The organism is Celeribacter ethanolicus (assembly GCF_001550095.1).
GTDB classification, from domain to species: domain Bacteria; phylum Pseudomonadota; class Alphaproteobacteria; order Rhodobacterales; family Rhodobacteraceae; genus Celeribacter; species Celeribacter ethanolicus.
Map to the genome: position 1 here is coordinate 21,223 of NZ_LRUC01000009.1, position 17,289 is coordinate 38,511.

The 17,289-nt window shown below is 61.7% G+C and carries 13 protein-coding genes; 2 read left to right on the forward strand and 11 right to left on the reverse strand.

The features are described 5' to 3' along the window. Positions 1–134: 134 nt before the first annotated feature. Positions 135–1,322 carry a formaldehyde dehydrogenase, glutathione-independent gene (gene fdhA / locus NH195_RS04340; RefSeq protein WP_066703678.1) on the forward strand — a complete coding sequence of 396 codons (1,188 nt, stop codon included), beginning with the start codon at positions 135–137 and terminating at the stop codon, positions 1,320–1,322. Positions 1,323–1,392: 70 nt separating this feature from the next. Here the strand turns inward: fdhA and NH195_RS04345 are convergent, their stop codons facing one another. The 11 genes from NH195_RS04345 to NH195_RS04395 form a co-directional block, all read right to left on the reverse strand. Next, positions 1,393–2,799 carry an L-serine ammonia-lyase gene (locus tag NH195_RS04345; RefSeq protein WP_066703681.1) on the reverse strand — a complete coding sequence of 469 codons (1,407 nt, stop codon included), beginning with the start codon at positions 2,797–2,799 and terminating at the stop codon, positions 1,393–1,395. Positions 2,800–2,907: 108 nt separating this feature from the next. Next, positions 2,908–4,176 (reverse strand): serine hydroxymethyltransferase, encoded by a 1,269-nt coding sequence (gene glyA / locus NH195_RS04350; protein WP_066703683.1) that lies wholly within the window; start codon positions 4,174–4,176, stop codon positions 2,908–2,910. Between the two features lie 18 nt (positions 4,177–4,194). Beyond that, positions 4,195–4,749: a sarcosine oxidase subunit gamma gene (locus NH195_RS04355; protein WP_066703686.1), complete on the reverse strand. Its 555-nt coding sequence runs from the start codon at positions 4,747–4,749 to the stop codon at positions 4,195–4,197. A gap of 13 nt (positions 4,750–4,762) precedes the next feature. Then, entirely contained in the window at positions 4,763–7,756 is a 2,994-nt protein-coding gene (locus NH195_RS04360) for a sarcosine oxidase subunit alpha (protein ID WP_066703689.1), read from the reverse strand. Beyond that, positions 7,753–8,055, reverse strand: coding sequence for a sarcosine oxidase subunit delta (locus NH195_RS04365; RefSeq protein WP_066703692.1), 303 nt, complete (start codon positions 8,053–8,055; stop codon positions 7,753–7,755). Before NH195_RS04365 ends, NH195_RS04360 begins: the two co-directional genes overlap by 4 nt. A gap of 13 nt (positions 8,056–8,068) precedes the next feature. Continuing rightward, positions 8,069–9,322 carry a sarcosine oxidase subunit beta family protein gene (locus NH195_RS04370; RefSeq protein ID WP_066703695.1) on the reverse strand — a complete coding sequence of 418 codons (1,254 nt, stop codon included), beginning with the start codon at positions 9,320–9,322 and terminating at the stop codon, positions 8,069–8,071. A gap of 361 nt (positions 9,323–9,683) precedes the next feature. Beyond that, positions 9,684–10,046: a dihydroneopterin aldolase gene (gene folB / locus NH195_RS04375; RefSeq protein WP_066703698.1), complete on the reverse strand. Its 363-nt coding sequence runs from the start codon at positions 10,044–10,046 to the stop codon at positions 9,684–9,686. 104 nt (positions 10,047–10,150) lie between these two features. Further along, positions 10,151–11,791: a BCCT family transporter gene (locus NH195_RS04380; protein ID WP_066703701.1), complete on the reverse strand. Its 1,641-nt coding sequence runs from the start codon at positions 11,789–11,791 to the stop codon at positions 10,151–10,153. A gap of 150 nt (positions 11,792–11,941) precedes the next feature. After that, the gene (locus NH195_RS04385; RefSeq protein ID WP_066703703.1) at positions 11,942–13,036 is read right to left on the reverse strand and encodes an FAD-binding oxidoreductase; all 1,095 of its coding nucleotides are present in this window, start codon (positions 13,034–13,036) and stop codon (positions 11,942–11,944) included. Next, positions 13,033–14,322: an aromatic ring-hydroxylating oxygenase subunit alpha gene (locus tag NH195_RS04390; protein WP_066703706.1), complete on the reverse strand. Its 1,290-nt coding sequence runs from the start codon at positions 14,320–14,322 to the stop codon at positions 13,033–13,035. Before NH195_RS04390 ends, NH195_RS04385 begins: the two co-directional genes overlap by 4 nt. Before the next feature lie 609 nt (positions 14,323–14,931). Beyond that, positions 14,932–15,933: a GlxA family transcriptional regulator gene (locus NH195_RS04395; protein WP_066703709.1), complete on the reverse strand. Its 1,002-nt coding sequence runs from the start codon at positions 15,931–15,933 to the stop codon at positions 14,932–14,934. Between the two features lie 224 nt (positions 15,934–16,157). Between NH195_RS04395 and NH195_RS04400 the strand changes: the two genes are divergently transcribed. After that, on the forward strand, positions 16,158–17,288 hold the full coding sequence (locus NH195_RS04400) for an S-(hydroxymethyl)glutathione dehydrogenase/class III alcohol dehydrogenase (RefSeq protein WP_066703712.1): 1,131 nt from the start codon (positions 16,158–16,160) through the stop codon (positions 17,286–17,288). The last annotated feature ends 1 nt before the right edge of the window (position 17,289 follow it).

A 17,289-nucleotide genomic window follows, 5' to 3' on the forward strand; every position in this document is an offset into this window, starting at 1 on the left:
TTCTGGTCGGACGCATGGACCACATGGTCTGTGCCCAGACGGCCTGTTCCGGGAGGACGAAACGGGCCGACCCTGAAACCGCACCGGGCGTGATGTCGCGTCCGCATTGGTATGAACATAATGGGAGGAAAGTCATGAGTTCCAACAGAGGCGTCGTCTACATGGGCCCCGGCAAGGTCGAGGTCCAATCCATCGCAGATCCGGTGATGGCCGCCCCCAACGGGCGCAAGCTTGAGCATGCGGTGATCCTGAAAGTGATCTCCACCAACATTTGTGGCTCCGACCAGCACATGGTCCGTGGCCGCACCACCGCGCCCGAAGGTCTCGTGCTGGGTCACGAAATCACCGGCGAAGTGATCGAAAAAGGCTCTGACGTCGAAATGCTGAACGTCGGCGACATCGTCTCCGTGCCGTTCAACGTCGCCTGTGGCCGTTGCCGTTGCTGTAAAGAACAGGACACCGGCGTCTGTCTCACCGTGAACCCGGACCGTGCCGGCGGCGCCTATGGCTATGTCGACATGGGCGGCTGGGTCGGCGGTCAGGCGCGCTATGTCATGGTGCCCTACGCCGACTTCAACCTGCTGAAATTCCCGGATCGCGATCAGGCGATGGAGAAGATCACCGATCTCACCATGCTCTCCGACATTCTGCCGACCGGCTTCCACGGTGCGGTTCAGGCCGGCGTGGGTGTGGGCTCCGTGGTCTATGTCGCGGGCGCGGGTCCTGTCGGTCTGGCCGCAGCGGCCTCTGCGCAAATCCTGGGCGCCGCCATCGTGATGATCGGCGACTTCAACAAGGAACGTCTGGATCACGCGGCGAAGATGGGTTTTGTCCCCGTCGATCTGACCCAGAGCGACCGTCTGGGCGATATGATCGCCGAGATCACCGGCAGCCCCGAAGTGGACGCCGCCATCGACGCCGTGGGCTTTGAGGCGCGCGGGCATTCGGGCGGTGAACAACCGGCCATCGTGTTGAACCAGATGATGGACATCACCCGCGTGGCAGGCAGCATCGGCATTCCGGGCCTCTATGTGACCGAAGATCCGGGTGCGACCGACGAAGCGGCCAAAGTGGGCAGCCTGTCGCTGCGCTTCGGCCTTGGCTGGGCGAAGGCGCAGAGCTTCCACACCGGCCAGACCCCGGTTCTCAAATACAACCGTCAGCTCATGCAGGCGATCCTGCACGGACGTCTGCCGATCGCAGACATCGTGAACGCGCAGGTGATCTCGCTTGAGGATGCGGCGAAAGGCTATGAGGCCTTCGACCACGGTGCCGCGAAGAAATTCGTGCTCGACCCGCACGGCATGCTCAAGGCGAGCTGATCGCACTGACCCAAAACAGAAAGGGCGGCCCGTGATGGCCGCCCTTTTTTGTTTTGCGTAGCCGATCCTCTCAGCACTCCGGCAGGTTCACAGCAATCCCGCCGGTGGAGGTCTCTTTATACTTGAGGTTCATGTCGCGCCCGGTTTCCAGCATCACCTGAATGCAGTTGTCCAAGGGCATGAAATGCGTGCCATCACCGCGCAGTGACAGCGACGCCGCCGACACAGCCTTGATCGCGCCAAGTGCGTTGCGCTCGATGCAGGGCACCTGCACGAGGCCCGCAGCCGGGTCGCAGGTCATGCCGAGGTGGTGCTCCAAGGCGATCTCTGCGGCGTTTTCCACCTGTTCGTTGGTGCCGCCCATCACGGCGCAAAGCGCGCCTGCGGCCATGGCAGCGGCGGAACCAACCTCGCCCTGACAGCCGACTTCGGCGCCCGAAATCGACGCGTTGTGTTTGATCAGCCCGCCGATGGCGGCGGCGACCAGCAAGAAGTCCTTGAGCTTCGCGTCCGTCGCGCCCTGGCAATGCATGCGGTAGTAGCGCATCACCGCCGGCACCACGCCTGCCGCGCCATTGGTGGGGGAGGTGACAACGCGCCCGCCGGCCGCGTTTTCCTCGTTCACCGCCATGGCGTAGACGCTCATCCAGTCGTTGGCGACATGGGGCGCGGTGATGTTGAGACCCTGTTCGGCCTTGAGCGATTCATGGATGCCCTTGGCGCGGCGCTTGACCTTGAGGCCACCGGGCAGGATGCCGTCTTGGCTGAGCCCGCGGTCGATGCATTCGTTCATCGTCTCAATCAGACGGTCGAGTTTCGGTTCGAGATCGGCCCCGTGCACCTTGCGCTCATTGGCGCGTTTCATCTCGGCAATCGACTTGCCGGAGGAAAGCCCCATGGCGAGCATCTCTTTCGCCGTGCCGAAGGGGTAGGGGAAGTTCAGCGCTTCTTTTTCGTCATGCAGCGACACGCCATTGCGGGAGTCTTCCAACTCCTTGTCGGTCATGATGAAGCCGCCGCCGACCGAATAATAGGTCTGGGCGTAGTAGATGTTGCCGTCCTTGTCATGGCCGCGCAGGATCATGCCGTTGGCGTGGCCTTCGAGCGCCGGGCCGTAATCGAACACCAGATCTTTCTTCGGATCGAAATTCAGTTCCGGCAAGCCGTCGAGGATGATTTTCTTCTGGTCATAGACCGCCTGTTCCATTGCGTCGGCCTGATCGAGATCGAGCGTGTCCGGCAGTTGGCCGCACAGACCCAAGATCACGGCGCGGTCGGTGGCGTGGCCCTTGCCGGTGAAGGCGAGCGAGCCGTAGAGTGTCGCAGTCAGGCGAGCGAGCGGGCCACAGCCGGGATATTTGCCCTTACCGGCGCGGAGGTCCTCGATAAAGCGGTGCGCGGCGACCATCGGTCCCATCGTGTGCGACGAAGAGGGCCCGATGCCGATTTTGAAAACGTCGAAGACGGAGAGGAACATGGTGGTGCCTTTCGCAAATCGGGGCCTGCGCATAAACGTCAGGCCCCTCAGATCAGAGATCAACTCGGTGTGGTGTGTCGCGGCCCCACTCGGGAGGCCGCGACAGGATCAGGCGCCGTAGATCGGGTGATCGGCGCAGAGTTTCTTCACCTCGGCCAGCACTTCGGCTTCCACGGCGGCGTCGCCTTCCGGGTTGTCGGACAGGGCGTCGAGCACACGCAGGATCAGCGAACCGATCTGTTCGAACTCGGCCTCTTTGAACCCACGGGTGGTGCCCGCAGAGGTGCCGAGACGGATGCCGGAGGTCACGAAAGGCTTCTCGGGATCGTTCGGGATCGAGTTCTTGTTGCAGGTCAGGCCAGCGCGTTCGAGCGCGATCTCGGCCACTTTGCCGGTCACGCCTTTGGGGCGCAGATCGACGAGGACCATGTGACAATCGGTGCCACCAGAGACGATGCCCAGACCGCCGACTTTCAAGACGTCTGCCAGAGCTTTCGCGTTCTCGATCACCTGGCCGGCGTAGTCGGAGAAGGACGGCTGAAGCGCCTCACCGAAAGCCACGGCTTTCGCGGCGATGACGTGCATCAGCGGGCCGCCCTGGTTGCCCGGGAAGACGGCGGAGTTCAGTTTTTTCGCGATCGCTTCGTCGTTGGACAGGATCACGCCACCACGCGGACCACGCAGGGTTTTGTGAGTGGTGGAGGTGGTCACATGGGCGTGCGGCACCGGGTTCGGATATTTGCCGCCCGCGATCAGACCGGCGTAGTGGGCCATGTCGACCATCAGATAGGCACCCACTTCGTCGGCGATCTTGCGGAAGCCTTCGAAATCGATGACGCGCGGGTAGGCAGACGCACCGGCGACGATCAGCTTCGGCTTGGTTTCCAGAGCCTTCTCGCGCACCTTCTCCATGTCGATCAGGTGGGTTTCGGGGTCGACCTCATAGGAGACGACATCGAACCACTTGCCGGACATGGTCACCGGCGAACCGTGGGTCAGGTGACCACCATGGGCCAGCGAGAGACCCATGATGCGGTCGCCCGGCTCGAGCAGAGCGAGGAACACAGCCTGGTTGGCCTGTGCGCCGGAGTGCGGCTGCACGTTGGCGTATTCGGCGCCGAAGAGTTGTTTCAGGCGGTCGATGGCCAGAGCTTCGACCTTGTCCACGAACTCACAGCCGCCGTAGTAGCGCTTGCCGACGTAGCCCTCGGCGTATTTGTTGGTCAGAACAGAGCCCTGAGCCGCCATCACGTCCGGGGACACGATGTTCTCGGAGGCGATCAGTTCGATCTGGGTCTGCTGACGCTCCAGTTCCTCGCCAATGGCGGAGGCGATGTCGGCGTCTGCGATTTCGTATTTTTGCAGGCGGTCAAACATGCGGATGATCCTTCAGGTTCAGGCGAGTTCGGCCGCGAGTTCTTTCGCGCCGGTCTCAAGGGTTGTGGCAAGGAAAGGGGCGAAGCTGTTCCAGACATCCATGCGGAAGCTGGTGTCAGAGTCGCGCCAAAGGACGACGGTGGTGCCGTCGAAGAGTGTGCGACGGGCCTGGCCCACCTTGATCGAGGCGACGTCACGTGCCAGCCCGATGCTCAGAAGGTCCGGGGTTTTCGGACCTTCGATGGTGAAGGTCACTTCGCGTCCGGTGATCTCGGTCATCGAATGCGGCAGCGACGGGTAGAGGGCCGCAAGCGCGTCCTCCACCTTTTCGATCTGGTCGAGAGAGACCAGAAGGGACCACTCGTCCGGACCGAGGCAAGCAACTTCGATGCCTTCGGCCTTGGCGCAGGCCCCGATCTGGGTCGGAAGCTCGACGCCGATGGCCTTGCCGACGGCGGCAAGATCGCCGCGAGCGCGCAGCGAGATGCGCCCGATCAGTTGCGAGACGGCCACACGGGCAGCAGCGGTATCCACTACGACCGAGGGGGCCAGAGAAGAGATATGCTTGGACATGTCTGACCTCCGATCAGATTTTCAGGCGGCTGTTTTCAGGATCGTAGAACACGGTCCCGGTGATTTTCGCGGCAATGGTCCGGTCCGGCATCGGGATGTAGACCGTTTCGCCCATCTTCGCGTGACCGCCCTCAACCAGAGCCAGAGCAATCGGATGACCGGTGGTGCCCTGATCGTAGGACGAGGTCACGTGACCGCGCATGGTCATCGGGATCGGCTGTTTCGGATCGAACACGATCTGAGCGCCTTCTTCGAGCAGGCTGTTGTCTTCGGTCAGAAGACCCACGAGCTGTTTGCGGTTCGGAGCCACGAGGTCCGGACGCATCAGGCCGCGCATACCGACAAAGTCGGCTTTCTTCTTGCCGATGGCCCACTCCATGCCCGCATCCTGCGGGGTGACGGTGCCATCGGTGTCCTGACCGACGATGATATAGCCTTTTTCTGCGCGCAGAACGTGCATGGTCTCGGTGCCGTAGGGGGTGATGTCGTATTGCTGACCCGCCTCCCACAGTTTTTCCCAAAGATCGCGACCGTAGGGTGCTGCCACGTTGATCTCGAAGCCGATCTCACCGGTGAAGCTCACGCGCCACAAACGGGCGGGGTAGCCCGCCACTGTGCAGGTCACGCAAGACATATGCGGGAAGGCCTCTTCGGTCAGCTCAATGCCTTCGACGAAGGGGGCGAGCAGTTTGGCGGCGTTCGGGCCGTTCAGGGCAACGGTGGACCATTGCTCCGTGGTGGAGGTCAGCCAGACGTTCAGATCGGGCCATTCCGTCTGGAGGTAATCTTCCATCATGTTCAGCACACGCGCCGCGCCACCGGTGGTGGTGGTGACGTGGAAACGATCTTCCTCGACGCGGGCGATCACACCGTCGTCGCGGATGTAGCCGTCATCGCCCAGCAACAAACCGTAACGACACTTGCCCGGCGCCAGTTTCAGGAACGGGTTGGTGTACATGCGGTTGACGAATTCGGCGGCGTCGGGGCCGACGACTTCGATCTTGCCCAGCGTGGAAGCGTCGAAGATGCCCACGGAAGCCCGCGTTGCCGCACATTCGCGGGTCACGGCCTGATCCATGGTCTCGCCCGCTTTCGGGAAGTAACGCGCACGGCGCCACTGACCCACGGGTTCGAACACGGCGCCATGAGATTCGGCCCAATCGTCGATCTGTGTCTTGCGCACCACTTCGAAATGCGCACCGCGGTGATAGCCCGCGAAGGCGCCGAAGGTGGTCGGCGTGTAGGGCGGACGGAAGGTCGTCAGACCCACCTGCGGTTGCTTTTTGCCCAGAGCGTCAGCGGCGATGTTCAGGCCGTTGATGTTGGACATCTTGCCCTGATCGGTCGCCATGCCGTTGGTGGTGTAGCGTTTGACGTGCTCGATGGAGCGCATGCCCTCGCGCACGGCGAGACGCAGGTCTTTCGCGGTCACGTCGTTCTGGAAGTCGACAAAGGCTTTTGCCTTGCCCGGGCTGCGGTCGGTCGGCAGTTCGCGCATCGCGACGCCGGAGCCGGTGCGGTCGTCCGCCACGGTGTATTCGGTCGCGGTGGCTTCGACGCCGAGCTTGGCCAGAGCCTCGCCCACACGGGTCGCGCCGTCACGTAGTGCGGCTTCAACGCCCCAGAGACCACGAGAGGCCCCGGAGATCACGCAATCTTCCGGCGTGTCTTTCGGCAGGAAGGTGGTGAGATCGTCGTCCCAGGCCAGGCTGCCCTTGGTGTGGGAGAACAGGTGCAGGGAGGGGGTCCAGCCACCGGACATCAGCAGCGCATCGCATTTGATCCACTGACCGGTGCCGACATTGGTGCCACCGGAGATCGGGTTCACCCGCACGTTGTTGACGCGCAGACGACCGCCGGTCGCGGTGACCGTGTGCGACAGTTTCACCGGGATGCCACGGGCTCGGGCTTCGGCCTGGAGGTCCTGACGCACCTGGGTGCGGGTGTCGACGATGGCCTGAACATAGGCCCCGGCATCCTGAAGATCGAAAGCGGCATACCAGGCACTGTCATGCGAGGTGATGACGACCGGGCTGTCGCCGACCTTGACGCCGTAGCGGTTCATGAAGGTCTGGGCAGAACCCGCAAGCATCACGCCCGGACGGTCGTTGCCGTGGAACACCAGCGGTTTTTCCAGTGCACCCTGGGCCAGAACGACCTGTTTGGCGCGCACACGCCACATCCGCTCACGCGGGGTGTCAGCGGGCAGCGTTGGCAGGTGGTCGGTCAGCTTTTCGGCCAGAGCGATCAGGTTCTCGTGGTAATACCCGATCGCGGTGGTGCGGGTCATCAGTTTGACACCAGCCTCTTTCAGCGCGGCCAGTTCGTCTTCGAGCCAGGTCCAGGCGGGTTTGCCGTCGATCTTGGCTTGCGGTTCGGAGAGCAGCGTACCGCCCATTTCGGCGTTTTCGTCGACGAGAATGACCGACAGGCCCTTGCCAGCCGCTTCGCGTGCGGCGGCGATGCCGGCGGGACCGGCCCCCACGATCAGCAGATCGCAGTAGACGTAACGTGAGGCATAGGTGTCCGGGTCGTTTTCGGTCGGGGACACGCCGAGACCGGCGGCGGCGCGGATGAAGGGCTCATAGACCTTGTCCCAGAAGGAGCGCGGCCACATGAAGGTTTTATAGTAGAAACCGGCCGAGAACATCATGTAGGCGGCGTCGTTCACGGCTCCCACGTCGAATTTCAGGCTCGGGAACTTGTTTTGCGACGTGGTTTCCAGACCGTTCCAGATTTCCTGGACGGTGGCGCGGGTGTTCGGTTCGAACCGGCCGGGCCCACGACGGGTGCCGATCAGCGCGTTGGGTTCTTCGGAACCGGCTGCGATGGCGCCGCGCGGGCGGTGGTATTTGAACGACCGGCCCATCAGGTGCACGCCGTGGGACAAGAGCGCGGAGGCGACGGTGTCGCCTTTCAGGCCGGTGTAGGGCTTGCCGTCAAAGGTGAAAACGACGGGTTGTGAGGCATCGACACGACCGCGTCCGCGAAGACGATACTTGCTCATTTATCTTCCTCCAGAAGCGTGGCGAGATCCGGACGCGGTTCGCCAGCTTTGTACGTGATGTAGAAACGGTCGGTGATGGTGTTCCGCACCGCATTGAAGAACCGGCCACAGCCGTGGGCGTGACGCCAGCGCTCGAAATGCGGGCCTTTCACGTTTTCGCGCAGGAAGAGAAAGGATTCCCACTGGTCGTCGGTCTGATCGGACGGGTTTTCCGGTCGGTCGATATGCGCCTCGCCGGCATAGGTGAACTCGAGCTCGGGCAGAGTTTCGCCGCAATAAGGACAATGAATCTGGATCATGTCGTGTTTCTCCTTAGTGGGCCACAGCGGCAGCGGCGGCTTCGTCGATCAGGCGGCCGGTGCGGAAACGGTCCAACGAGAACGGGGCGTTGATCGGGTGCGGCTCGTCCTTGGCGATGGTGTGGGCAAAGACATGGGCCGAGCCGGGCGTCGCCTTGAACCCGCCGGTGCCCCAGCCGCAGTTGACGTAGAGGTTCGGCACCGGTGTCTTGCCGATGATCGGCGAACGGTCCGGTGTGTTGTCGGTGATCCCGCCCCATTTGCGCAGCATCCGCATGCGGTTGAAGATCGGGAACACTTCGGAGATCGCCGCGATGGTGTGCTCGATCAGCGGCAGACCGCCGCGTTGGGAGTAGGACACATATTGGTCGGTCCCGGAGCCGATGACCAGCTCGCCCTTGTCGGATTGCGAGCAATAGGCGTGCACCGCGTTGGACATGACAACGCAAGGGAAGACCGGTTTGACGGGTTCGGACACCAGCGCCTGAAGCGGCATGGATTCAAGCGGCAGACGCACACCTGCGGTGGCCATGACCATCGAGTTGTGGCCGGAGGCAGAGACGCCAACTTTCTTGCACTTGATGAAACCTTTGTCGGTGTCGACCCCGATCACCGCACCGTCAGGGCCACGGCGGATCGCCTGAACCGCACAGTTCTGGATGATGTCCACACCACGCTCGGCGGCACCACGGGCATAGCCCCAGGCCACGGCGTCGTGACGTGCGGTGCCTGCGCGTTCCTGAAGCGCACCGCCCATCACCGGGTAACGCGCGTCTTTCGCGATATTGACCGGCGGGCAGTATTCCTTGCACTCTTCCGGGGTCAGCCAGCGGTTGTCGATGCCGTTCAGGCGGTTGGCATGGACGTGGCGCTTGAAGCTCTGCACGTCATGCACCGTATGGGCCAGCATGAGACAGCCCCGGTTGGAGTACATGACGTTGTAGTTGAGCTCCTGGCTCAGCCCCTGCCACAGGTCTACCGCGTGATTGAAGAGCGCCTGGCTCTCGTCATAGAGGTAGTTCGAGCGAATGATCGTGGTGTTCCGACCGGTGTTGCCACCGCCGAGCCAGCCTTTGTCGATCACGGCGACATTGGTGATGCCGTGCTCTTTGGCGAGATAATAGGCGGCGCCAAGCCCGTGGCCGCCAGCACCGACGATGACCACGTCATATTCGGCTTTCGGCTGGCATTCCGGCCATTGCTCGGTCCAGTTCTTGTGCCCGGTCAGGGCGTTCTTAACAAGGTTCAGTGCATTGAAGCGAGTCATCGTGCAGCTTTCTCAGTGAGAGAAGGGATCGGAGGATGATCGCGCCTGTGCGTGGCGAATAATCGGACATTTGCGCCACGTCTTGTGAAGGTATGCGTCATCGTCATGTTTTTGTCGTCTTGGTCTAAAAGTCGGTCAGGGTGGGCGGGATTTCATTCGTGTCCTGCACATTATTTGAACGGAATTCTCCACTTTATGCTGAATTTCGGGCCGGTTTTCGGCCGAAGTTTCAAAAGCGGACCGGGATCACCGACAGATGATTCATGGGACTGCCAGTCGTTGCCGGTCGGCGCGTCGCACGCGTCGGCGCGCGATCTCGCATCTGCCGCATATGTTCTGTTGCACATGCGGCAATTTGCGCTCAGCGCTGTCGCCGGATTTCAATTCCGGCATGATCGAGCGTGGCCCGGATCGGTGCGGAGGGCTTGCGCACGGTGACGCGCACGGCGCGGATCAGGGCAAAGCGATCCAGAATCCCCTGCGCGATCCGCTCCCCCAGGGTTTCGATCAGGTCGAAGGGGCCGCTGTCGGAGATCTCTTGCGCCAGTTCACAGAGGGCGTCGTAACAGACGGTCCGCGTGTAATCGTCGGACTGTCCCGCCGGTGCCAGATCGAGTTCACAGGACAGGTCGATGTAAAACCGCTGACCGAGGCGTTTTTCTTCCGGCATGACGCCGTGAAAGCCATAGAGACACAGGTTGCTGAGAAAGATGCGGTCGGACATGGGGACCTCATGAGCGGGCCAGAAGAGAGGCGGGTTATAAAAAATGCCGCCAGAGGGCGAACCATCCGGCGGCACAGGGGAAGGGCAGGGGAGGCCCTCGGAAGTTATCGGGGCTCTGAGGCCAGACCGCGCCAGATCGCGTAGCACATCATCAGCAGGACGACGGTGAACGGAAGCCCGGTCGAGATGACCATGGACTGGAGCGAGCTGAGGCCGCCTGCGGAGAGCAGCAGCACGATGGCCACCACGCCTTCGAACAGGCACCAGAACACGCGCTGCGGCACCGGTGCGTCGACTTTACCGCCTGCGGCGATAGTGTCGATGACCAGCGAGCCGGAGTCGGACGAGGTCACGAAGAAGACGATGACCAGAACGATGCCGATGAAGGAGGTGATCGCCGTCCAGGGCATGGCGTCCAGCATGGTGAAGAGCTGAAGCGGCAGGGGGGCTTCGGTCACGGCCATGTAGCCGTCACGCACCACCTGGCTGATTGCGGCCCCGCCGAAGACGGACATCCAGAGCACACAGACCATGGAGGGGACGATCAGCACGGAGATGATGAACTCGCGCACAGTGCGGCCACGGGAGACGCGGGCGATGAACATGCCGACGAACGGGGACCAGGAAATCCACCAAGCCCAATAGAAGGAGGTCCAGCCTTGCGAGAAGTTGACGTCTTCACGACCGATCGGCATGGACAGCTCCGGCAGGTATTGCAGGTAGGCGCCGAGGAAGTTGAGGATGTCGGTGGTCAGCAGCAGGGTCGGACCAGCGATGAGCACGAAGGCCCAGAGCAGGAAGGCCACGCCCATGTTGATCTCGGACAAGAGTTTCACACCGGCTTCGAGACCACGGACCACGGAGAACAGAGCGACAGCGGTGATGCCGCAGATCAGGATCACCTGCGAGGTATCACTGATCGGCATGCCGAAAAGCTTGTTGAAGCCGGAGTTGGCCTGTGCCGCGCCGAGACCCAGCGAGGTGGCGAGACCGAAGAGGGTCGCGAACACGGCGAGGATGTCGATGATGTGACCCGGCCAGCCCCAGACGCGTTCACCGAAGATCGGGTAGAACGCGGAGCGGATGGTGAGCGGCAGGCCCTTGTTATATGAGAACAGCGCGAGGCTCAGCGCCACGATGGCATAGATCGCCCAAGGGTGCAGGCCCCAGTGGAAGATCGAGGCGGCCATGCCGAGACGCACGGCTTCGGCTTCGTTGCCAGCGGCCGCGCCCAGCGGCGCCCAGTCGGTGCGCACGCCGTCTTCGCCGACGGAAATGCCGCCCATCGAGGAGGAGAAATGGCTCAGAGGCTCGGAGACCCCATAGAACATCAGACCGATGCCCATCCCGGCGGCGAAGAGCATCGCGAACCAGCTCGTGTAGGTGAAATCCGGTTTCGCTTCGGGGCCACCCAGGCGGATTTTGCCATAGGGGCTGATCACTATGAGAAGGCAGACGATGACAAAGATGTCTGCCGCGCCGAGGAAGAACCAATCGAACCCTTTCGTCACAAAAGAGAACATGGCGCTGAACATGTTGCCTGCTTTTTCCGGCAGCAACAGGGTGAAGACCACAAAGGCGATGACGGCGATGGCAGATACCGGGAACACTGGCTTGTGAAGGTCAAAACCGAAAGGCCCGAATTGGCCTTCGATATTGTCTTGGCCGATATCGTAATCGGTCTCGATGATGCTTTCCGGCGGCGCCTCATACGGCGTTTGCACCGGATCTTTGGAGTCAGTCATAGATATCCCTCCATTGTTGGGTGTGCGGAAAAAAACCGCTTTCAGGTTTTCTTGAGGTCTCTTGGGGGACCATTGCTTTTATTGAGATGTCACGCGTGCCGCTTTGGTGAGCGCCTCAGGGCGCGGACACGCGGGACAAGAGGTTGCACTTCAGAGTTCGACCTCGACATCGGACAGCGGGGTCGAGCAGCAGATCAGGATCTTGCCCTGCTCGATCTCGCGTTTGCGGATGCCGCCGCCGTGCTGCATATCGACTTCGCCGGAGAGAAGTTTCGATTTGCAGGTGCCGCAGATGCCGCGCTGGCAGGAGGAGATGGGCAGAAGCCCGGCCTCCTTGGCCGCAGACAGAATGGTCATGCCGGGGCTGACCTCGACCACATGACCGGTTTTCGGGAAGCTCACGCGGAAGGTCTGACCGCTGATTTCGGGGGCTGCGGTGGGCTCTTCGATGGTCCCCGCCGTTTCCGCCCCGAAATCGAAGCTCTCCTCGAAATAGTTGTCCATGTTGAACCCGGCCTCGCGCAGCATGTCGCGCACGCCTTCCATGAAGCGCGCCGGACCGCAGCAGAACACTTTGCGCTCCTTGTAATCCGGCGACATCATGGCGAGCATCTGGATGTTCAGACGTCCGACATATCCGCTCCAGGCGTGGCTGGCAGAGGTGGTGTCGACCGTCAGAGCCAGTTTCAGGGTCGGGTTCTGCATCGCCAGAAGCTCAAGCTCCTTGCGGAAGATCAGATCCGCAGGGGTCCGGGCCGCATGGACGAAATGCAGGTCGTAGGGTTCCGATAGGTCGCAGGCCGTGCGGGTCATCGACATCAAGGGCGTGATGCCGCTGCCAGCGGAGATGAACAGAAGTTTCTCTTCCGCATTGGCGTCGGTGGTGAACTCCCCCGACGGGCCGATGACGTTCAGTTCCTTGCCCGGCAGCATGTTGTCATGCAGCCAGTTGGACCCCGGGCCGCCCGGGACGCGCTTGACCGTGATTTCGATCCGGTAAGGCCGCGCCGCCGAGGCGGAAATCGTGTAGCTGCGCGTGACCATGCCGTCGACCGGCAGTTCAAAGGTCATGTGCTGTCCCGGGTAGAACCGGAAGTCCCGCGGTTCGCGTGCCGAGAACACGAAGGTCTTCACGTCATGCGTTTCCTGCCGGACCTGGCGGCAGACGAGCGTGTCGTCCACCTCCGGGTCCCACAGAGGAACGCCCGTCGCTTCGGTCAGCTTCTCGTTGGTCGGTGCAGTCATTCCGCAGCCACCTTCTGGGTGTCGGCCTTGACGAAATAGTCGTTCAGACGGGCGATGTACCAGGCCGCGAAGGATTCGACATGCGGCTCGGTGTAGGGCGAGTACGGTCCCGGCTGATAGCCGGACATTTCCGCGCCCAGTTGCGCCAGACGAACGAGATCGGCGTCCTGCTGGTTGGTGTGGGTCCAGACCTTGGTGAGGTTGTCGAGGTCGTAATCTTCGCCTTCCACGGCGTCCTTGTGCACCAGCCAGGTGGTGCGCACGAGCGTGCGGTTTGGGGAGAGCGGCAGCACGGAGAAGGTCACGATGTGGTCGGACATGAAATGGTGCCAGGAGTTCGGGTGGGTCCAGAAGCTCAGACCGCCGAGTTTCGCGCCGGTGGTTTCGCGGCTGAAGTTACCCAAGAGTTTCTTGCAGGCCACTTTCGTGTCGACGGTGTGGCTTTCGCCTTCGCGCATCAACGGCAGGCGCATGGTGCGGAAGCCGGTGACATTGGCGAGGTGCTGTTCCTCGGAAGAGGGCAGGCCGCAGGCCGTCCAGCGGGCGTGGTTTTCAAGCACGTCACGCTCGTATTGCGCAACGTCCTCGGCCCGACGCTCGTCGAGCTCGTCCGGGGAGAAGCCGAAGCCGAATTCGGAGAGCGGCACGGTCAGTTCCGGGTGGTTGCCCTCGCAGTGGTAGCACTCGCGGTTGTTTTCGAGCGTCAGCTTCCAGTTGCCTTCTTCGATCAGCTCGGACTGGAACGCCACCTTGGTGTTTTTGACGTCATGCGGCGCGATGTATTTTTCCATCGTCTCGGCCATCAGGTCGATGTCCGCCGGCGCGTCCTTGGCGAGGCAGATGAAGATCAGACCCGCGATCGAGCGGACATGCACGGTGCGCAGGTTGTGGCAGGATTTCTTGAAATCCTTGCCCATGTGCTCGGCCAGGATCAATTCGCCATCTTCGTTGTAGGTCCAGCCGTGGTAGCGGCAGACGATGTTGCCGATGGTGGTGGATTTCTGGTCGACAAGCTTGGCGCCGCGGTGACGGCAGACGTTGTGGAAGCCACGGATTTCCTCGTCGTCGCCGCGCAGCAGCAGGACAGAGACCGGCCCGATTTCGACGGTGATGCAATCGCCGGGTTCCGGCAGTTCCGGTTCGGTGCCGACGAAAATCCAGTGGTTGCCGAAGATCACCTCGATATCGAGATCGAGCACGTCGTGAGACGTGTAGAACGGGGCTTCGAGGCTTTTGTAAACCTCGCGACGTGCGACGAGCGCGGGGATGTCAATTGTATCACGCATGGAAATATACCTCGGCTACTGCGTGTGGCTGGGAGTGCGGTCTTTGACCGTTCGGGAACGGTTCAGAAGGCAAGGTGGTCAGACGTTGCCGTGGCAACGCTAAAGGATATTGAATTCAGGCCGTGCAGGGCGGCTGACGATCCGGCGCCTCGCCAAAGCGAGCTTGGCGGCACAGGGCCCGTGCATCTGCAAACAACAACCGACAAATTCGGGCTGCGAGCAGGCCCGGCATGGTGTCTTGCGAAGAACCAATGGTTCCGCACGCACCTGTCACGTGATGAGTTGACGAGGTGTGTTTCACCCTCATTCTCCCTGATGGTTGTTGCTGGCAGGTGACCTGCTCTTGCATTTCCCTTCGTTAATCGAAGGTGATCAGAGAGTGTTTTCTGAGAGTGAAATTCGCGGCAGAAAACTTAAGTCAATTTGCCGGTATCATTGCGACACAATGGCGCAAAAGGTCGCAAATTCTCTGTCCGGTTTTTCACATTGTGCCCTTAAAATATGCACAAGTCATTGGGTGGTCGTTGCGTGACTTCGGCTATTTTGTCATCCGAAGGTTGCAAAGTCCGGACGCGAATCGGCTCTCTCGCGTGTTTTTGCGTCGGACCATCACTCGGCTTGTGCACTTTTGAACCGCTCCCGATATTCGCGCGGTGTCAGGGAAAACTTGCGGACAAAGACCTTGCGCATCTGATCGTCGGAAGAAAACCCGACCTGGTGGGCAATGGTCTTGAGCGGCAGGTCGGTCTCCAACAAAAGCGCCGTGGCGCGTTCGCAGCGGGCGTTGATCAGGTATTCCATCGGGCTGCGACCGATTTCCCGGGTGAAATGGCGCACGAAATTGCGCTCGCTCATCCCGGCGCGCCGGGCCAGGTCGAGCGTCACGATCTTCTGGTCGAGATTGCCGTGTATCCAGGTCCGAATATCCGCCATCCCGGCGCGGTTGGACATCTGTCCGGTCAAGAGCGAGCTGAATTGCGACTGACCGCCGGGGCGTTTGAGATACATCACCATGTCGCGGGCGACCGAGAGAGCAAGATCGCGGCCAAAATCCTGTTCGACGAAGGCGAGTGCCAAGTCAATGGCGGCGGTCACCCCGGCGGAGGTATAAAGATTGCCCTCGTTGAGAAAGATCGCATCGGCATCGACCGAAATTTTCGGATAGCGATGCTGCAACAGATCCGCGACGCTCCAATGCGTGGTCGCCTTGCGCCCGTCCAGAAGCCCGGCCTCGGCGAGAAAGAAGGTTCCGGTGCACAGCGACGCGAAGCGGCGGCTCTCAGGCGCGTAGCGTCTGCACCAGTCGACGATCTCCGGGGTGTCGGCCAGTGCGCGTTCGATGTCGAGTGCGCCCGCGATCATCACCGTGTCCTCCGGCACGCACTCCGCCAGCGCCACTTCCGCCTGAAGCGACAACAGCGTCTCGGAGCAGACCGGTCCGGGGGTGGGGGTGACCAGGCGGGCGTCATAACGCGCCGGATGTTCGGCGGCGGCGAGATAGCGGTTGGCGGCGGTGAACACATTCATCGGGCCGACCGCTTCCATGCATTTGAACCCGGGATAGATGACGAGATCGACGCGGATGCGTGTCGAAGTAACGGGATGTCTCATGTGGGCTCCTTGGTTTGAGGGCGGCCAAACCGGGCCATGTTGCGTGGTGCTTGCGTGGTGCGGCGGACTCTGGGGGTCATTTGTCCGAATTCTGCCGAATGTCCAGATTGTGCTGCGTGCCGCGATGGGCGACAAGAGTGCAGAGCGATATTTTGGCAGAGCGGATCGCAGGGTTCGGCGTTTCTCTGCCAATATTGCCGTTTTTGAACGAAGAGGACGCGTTTATGAGAACGAAAGCCGCGGTTGCGCTTGAGGCCGGGAAACCGCTCGAGATAATGGAAGTGAACCTCGAAGGCCCGAAGAAGGGCGAGGTTCTGATCGAGATCAAGGCCACGGGTCTGTGTCACACGGACGAGTTCACCCGGTCGGGCGCCGATCCGGAGGGCATCTTCCCCTGCATCCTCGGCCACGAGGGCGCGGGCGTCGTGCTGGAGGTTGGCGAAGGCGTTACCACGCTGAAACCGGGCGATCACGTCATTCCGCTTTACACGCCCGAGTGCCGCGAATGCCCGTCCTGCCTCTCCGGCAAGACCAACCTCTGCACCGCGATCCGCAATACTCAGGGTCAGGGGCTGATGCCCGATGGCACCACGCGGTTTTCGATGCTCGACGGCACGCCGGTCTACCACTACATGGGCTGCTCGACCTTCGCGAACCACACCGTCATGCCGGAGATTGCATTGGCCAAGGTGCGTGACGACGCGCCCTTCGACAAGATCTGCTACATCGGCTGCGGCGTGACCACCGGCATCGGTGCTGTGATCAACACCGCGGGCGTCGAGATCGGCGCGACCGCCGCCGTCTTCGGTCTCGGCGGCATCGGTCTGAACGTGATCCAGGGCCTGCGCATGGCCGGGGCCGACATGATCATCGGTGTCGACCTGAACGATGACAAAGAGGAGATGGCCCGCAAATTCGGCCTGACCCATTTCATCAATCCGACGAAAATCGAAGGCACCGTGGTCGAGGAAATCGTCAACCTGACCAAACGTGGCGCGGATCAGATCGGCGGCGTGGACTATTCCTTCGATGCGACCGGCAACGTCAAGGTGATGCGCGACGCGCTGGAATGTTCGCACCGGGGCTGGGGCGTGTCCGTGGTGATCGGCGTGGCGCCGTCGGGGGCGGAGATTTCCACGCGTCCGTTCCAGTTGGTCACGGGCCGCGTCTGGAAAGGCACGGCGTTCGGCGGCGCGAAAGGCCGCACCGATGTGCCGAAATTCGTCGACTGGTACATGGACGGCAAGATCGAGATCGACCCGATGATCACGCACAAGCTGAAGCTTGAAGAGATCAACCACGGGTTCGATCTCATGCATGAGGGCAAGTCGATCCGCGCTGTCGTCGAGTTTTAAA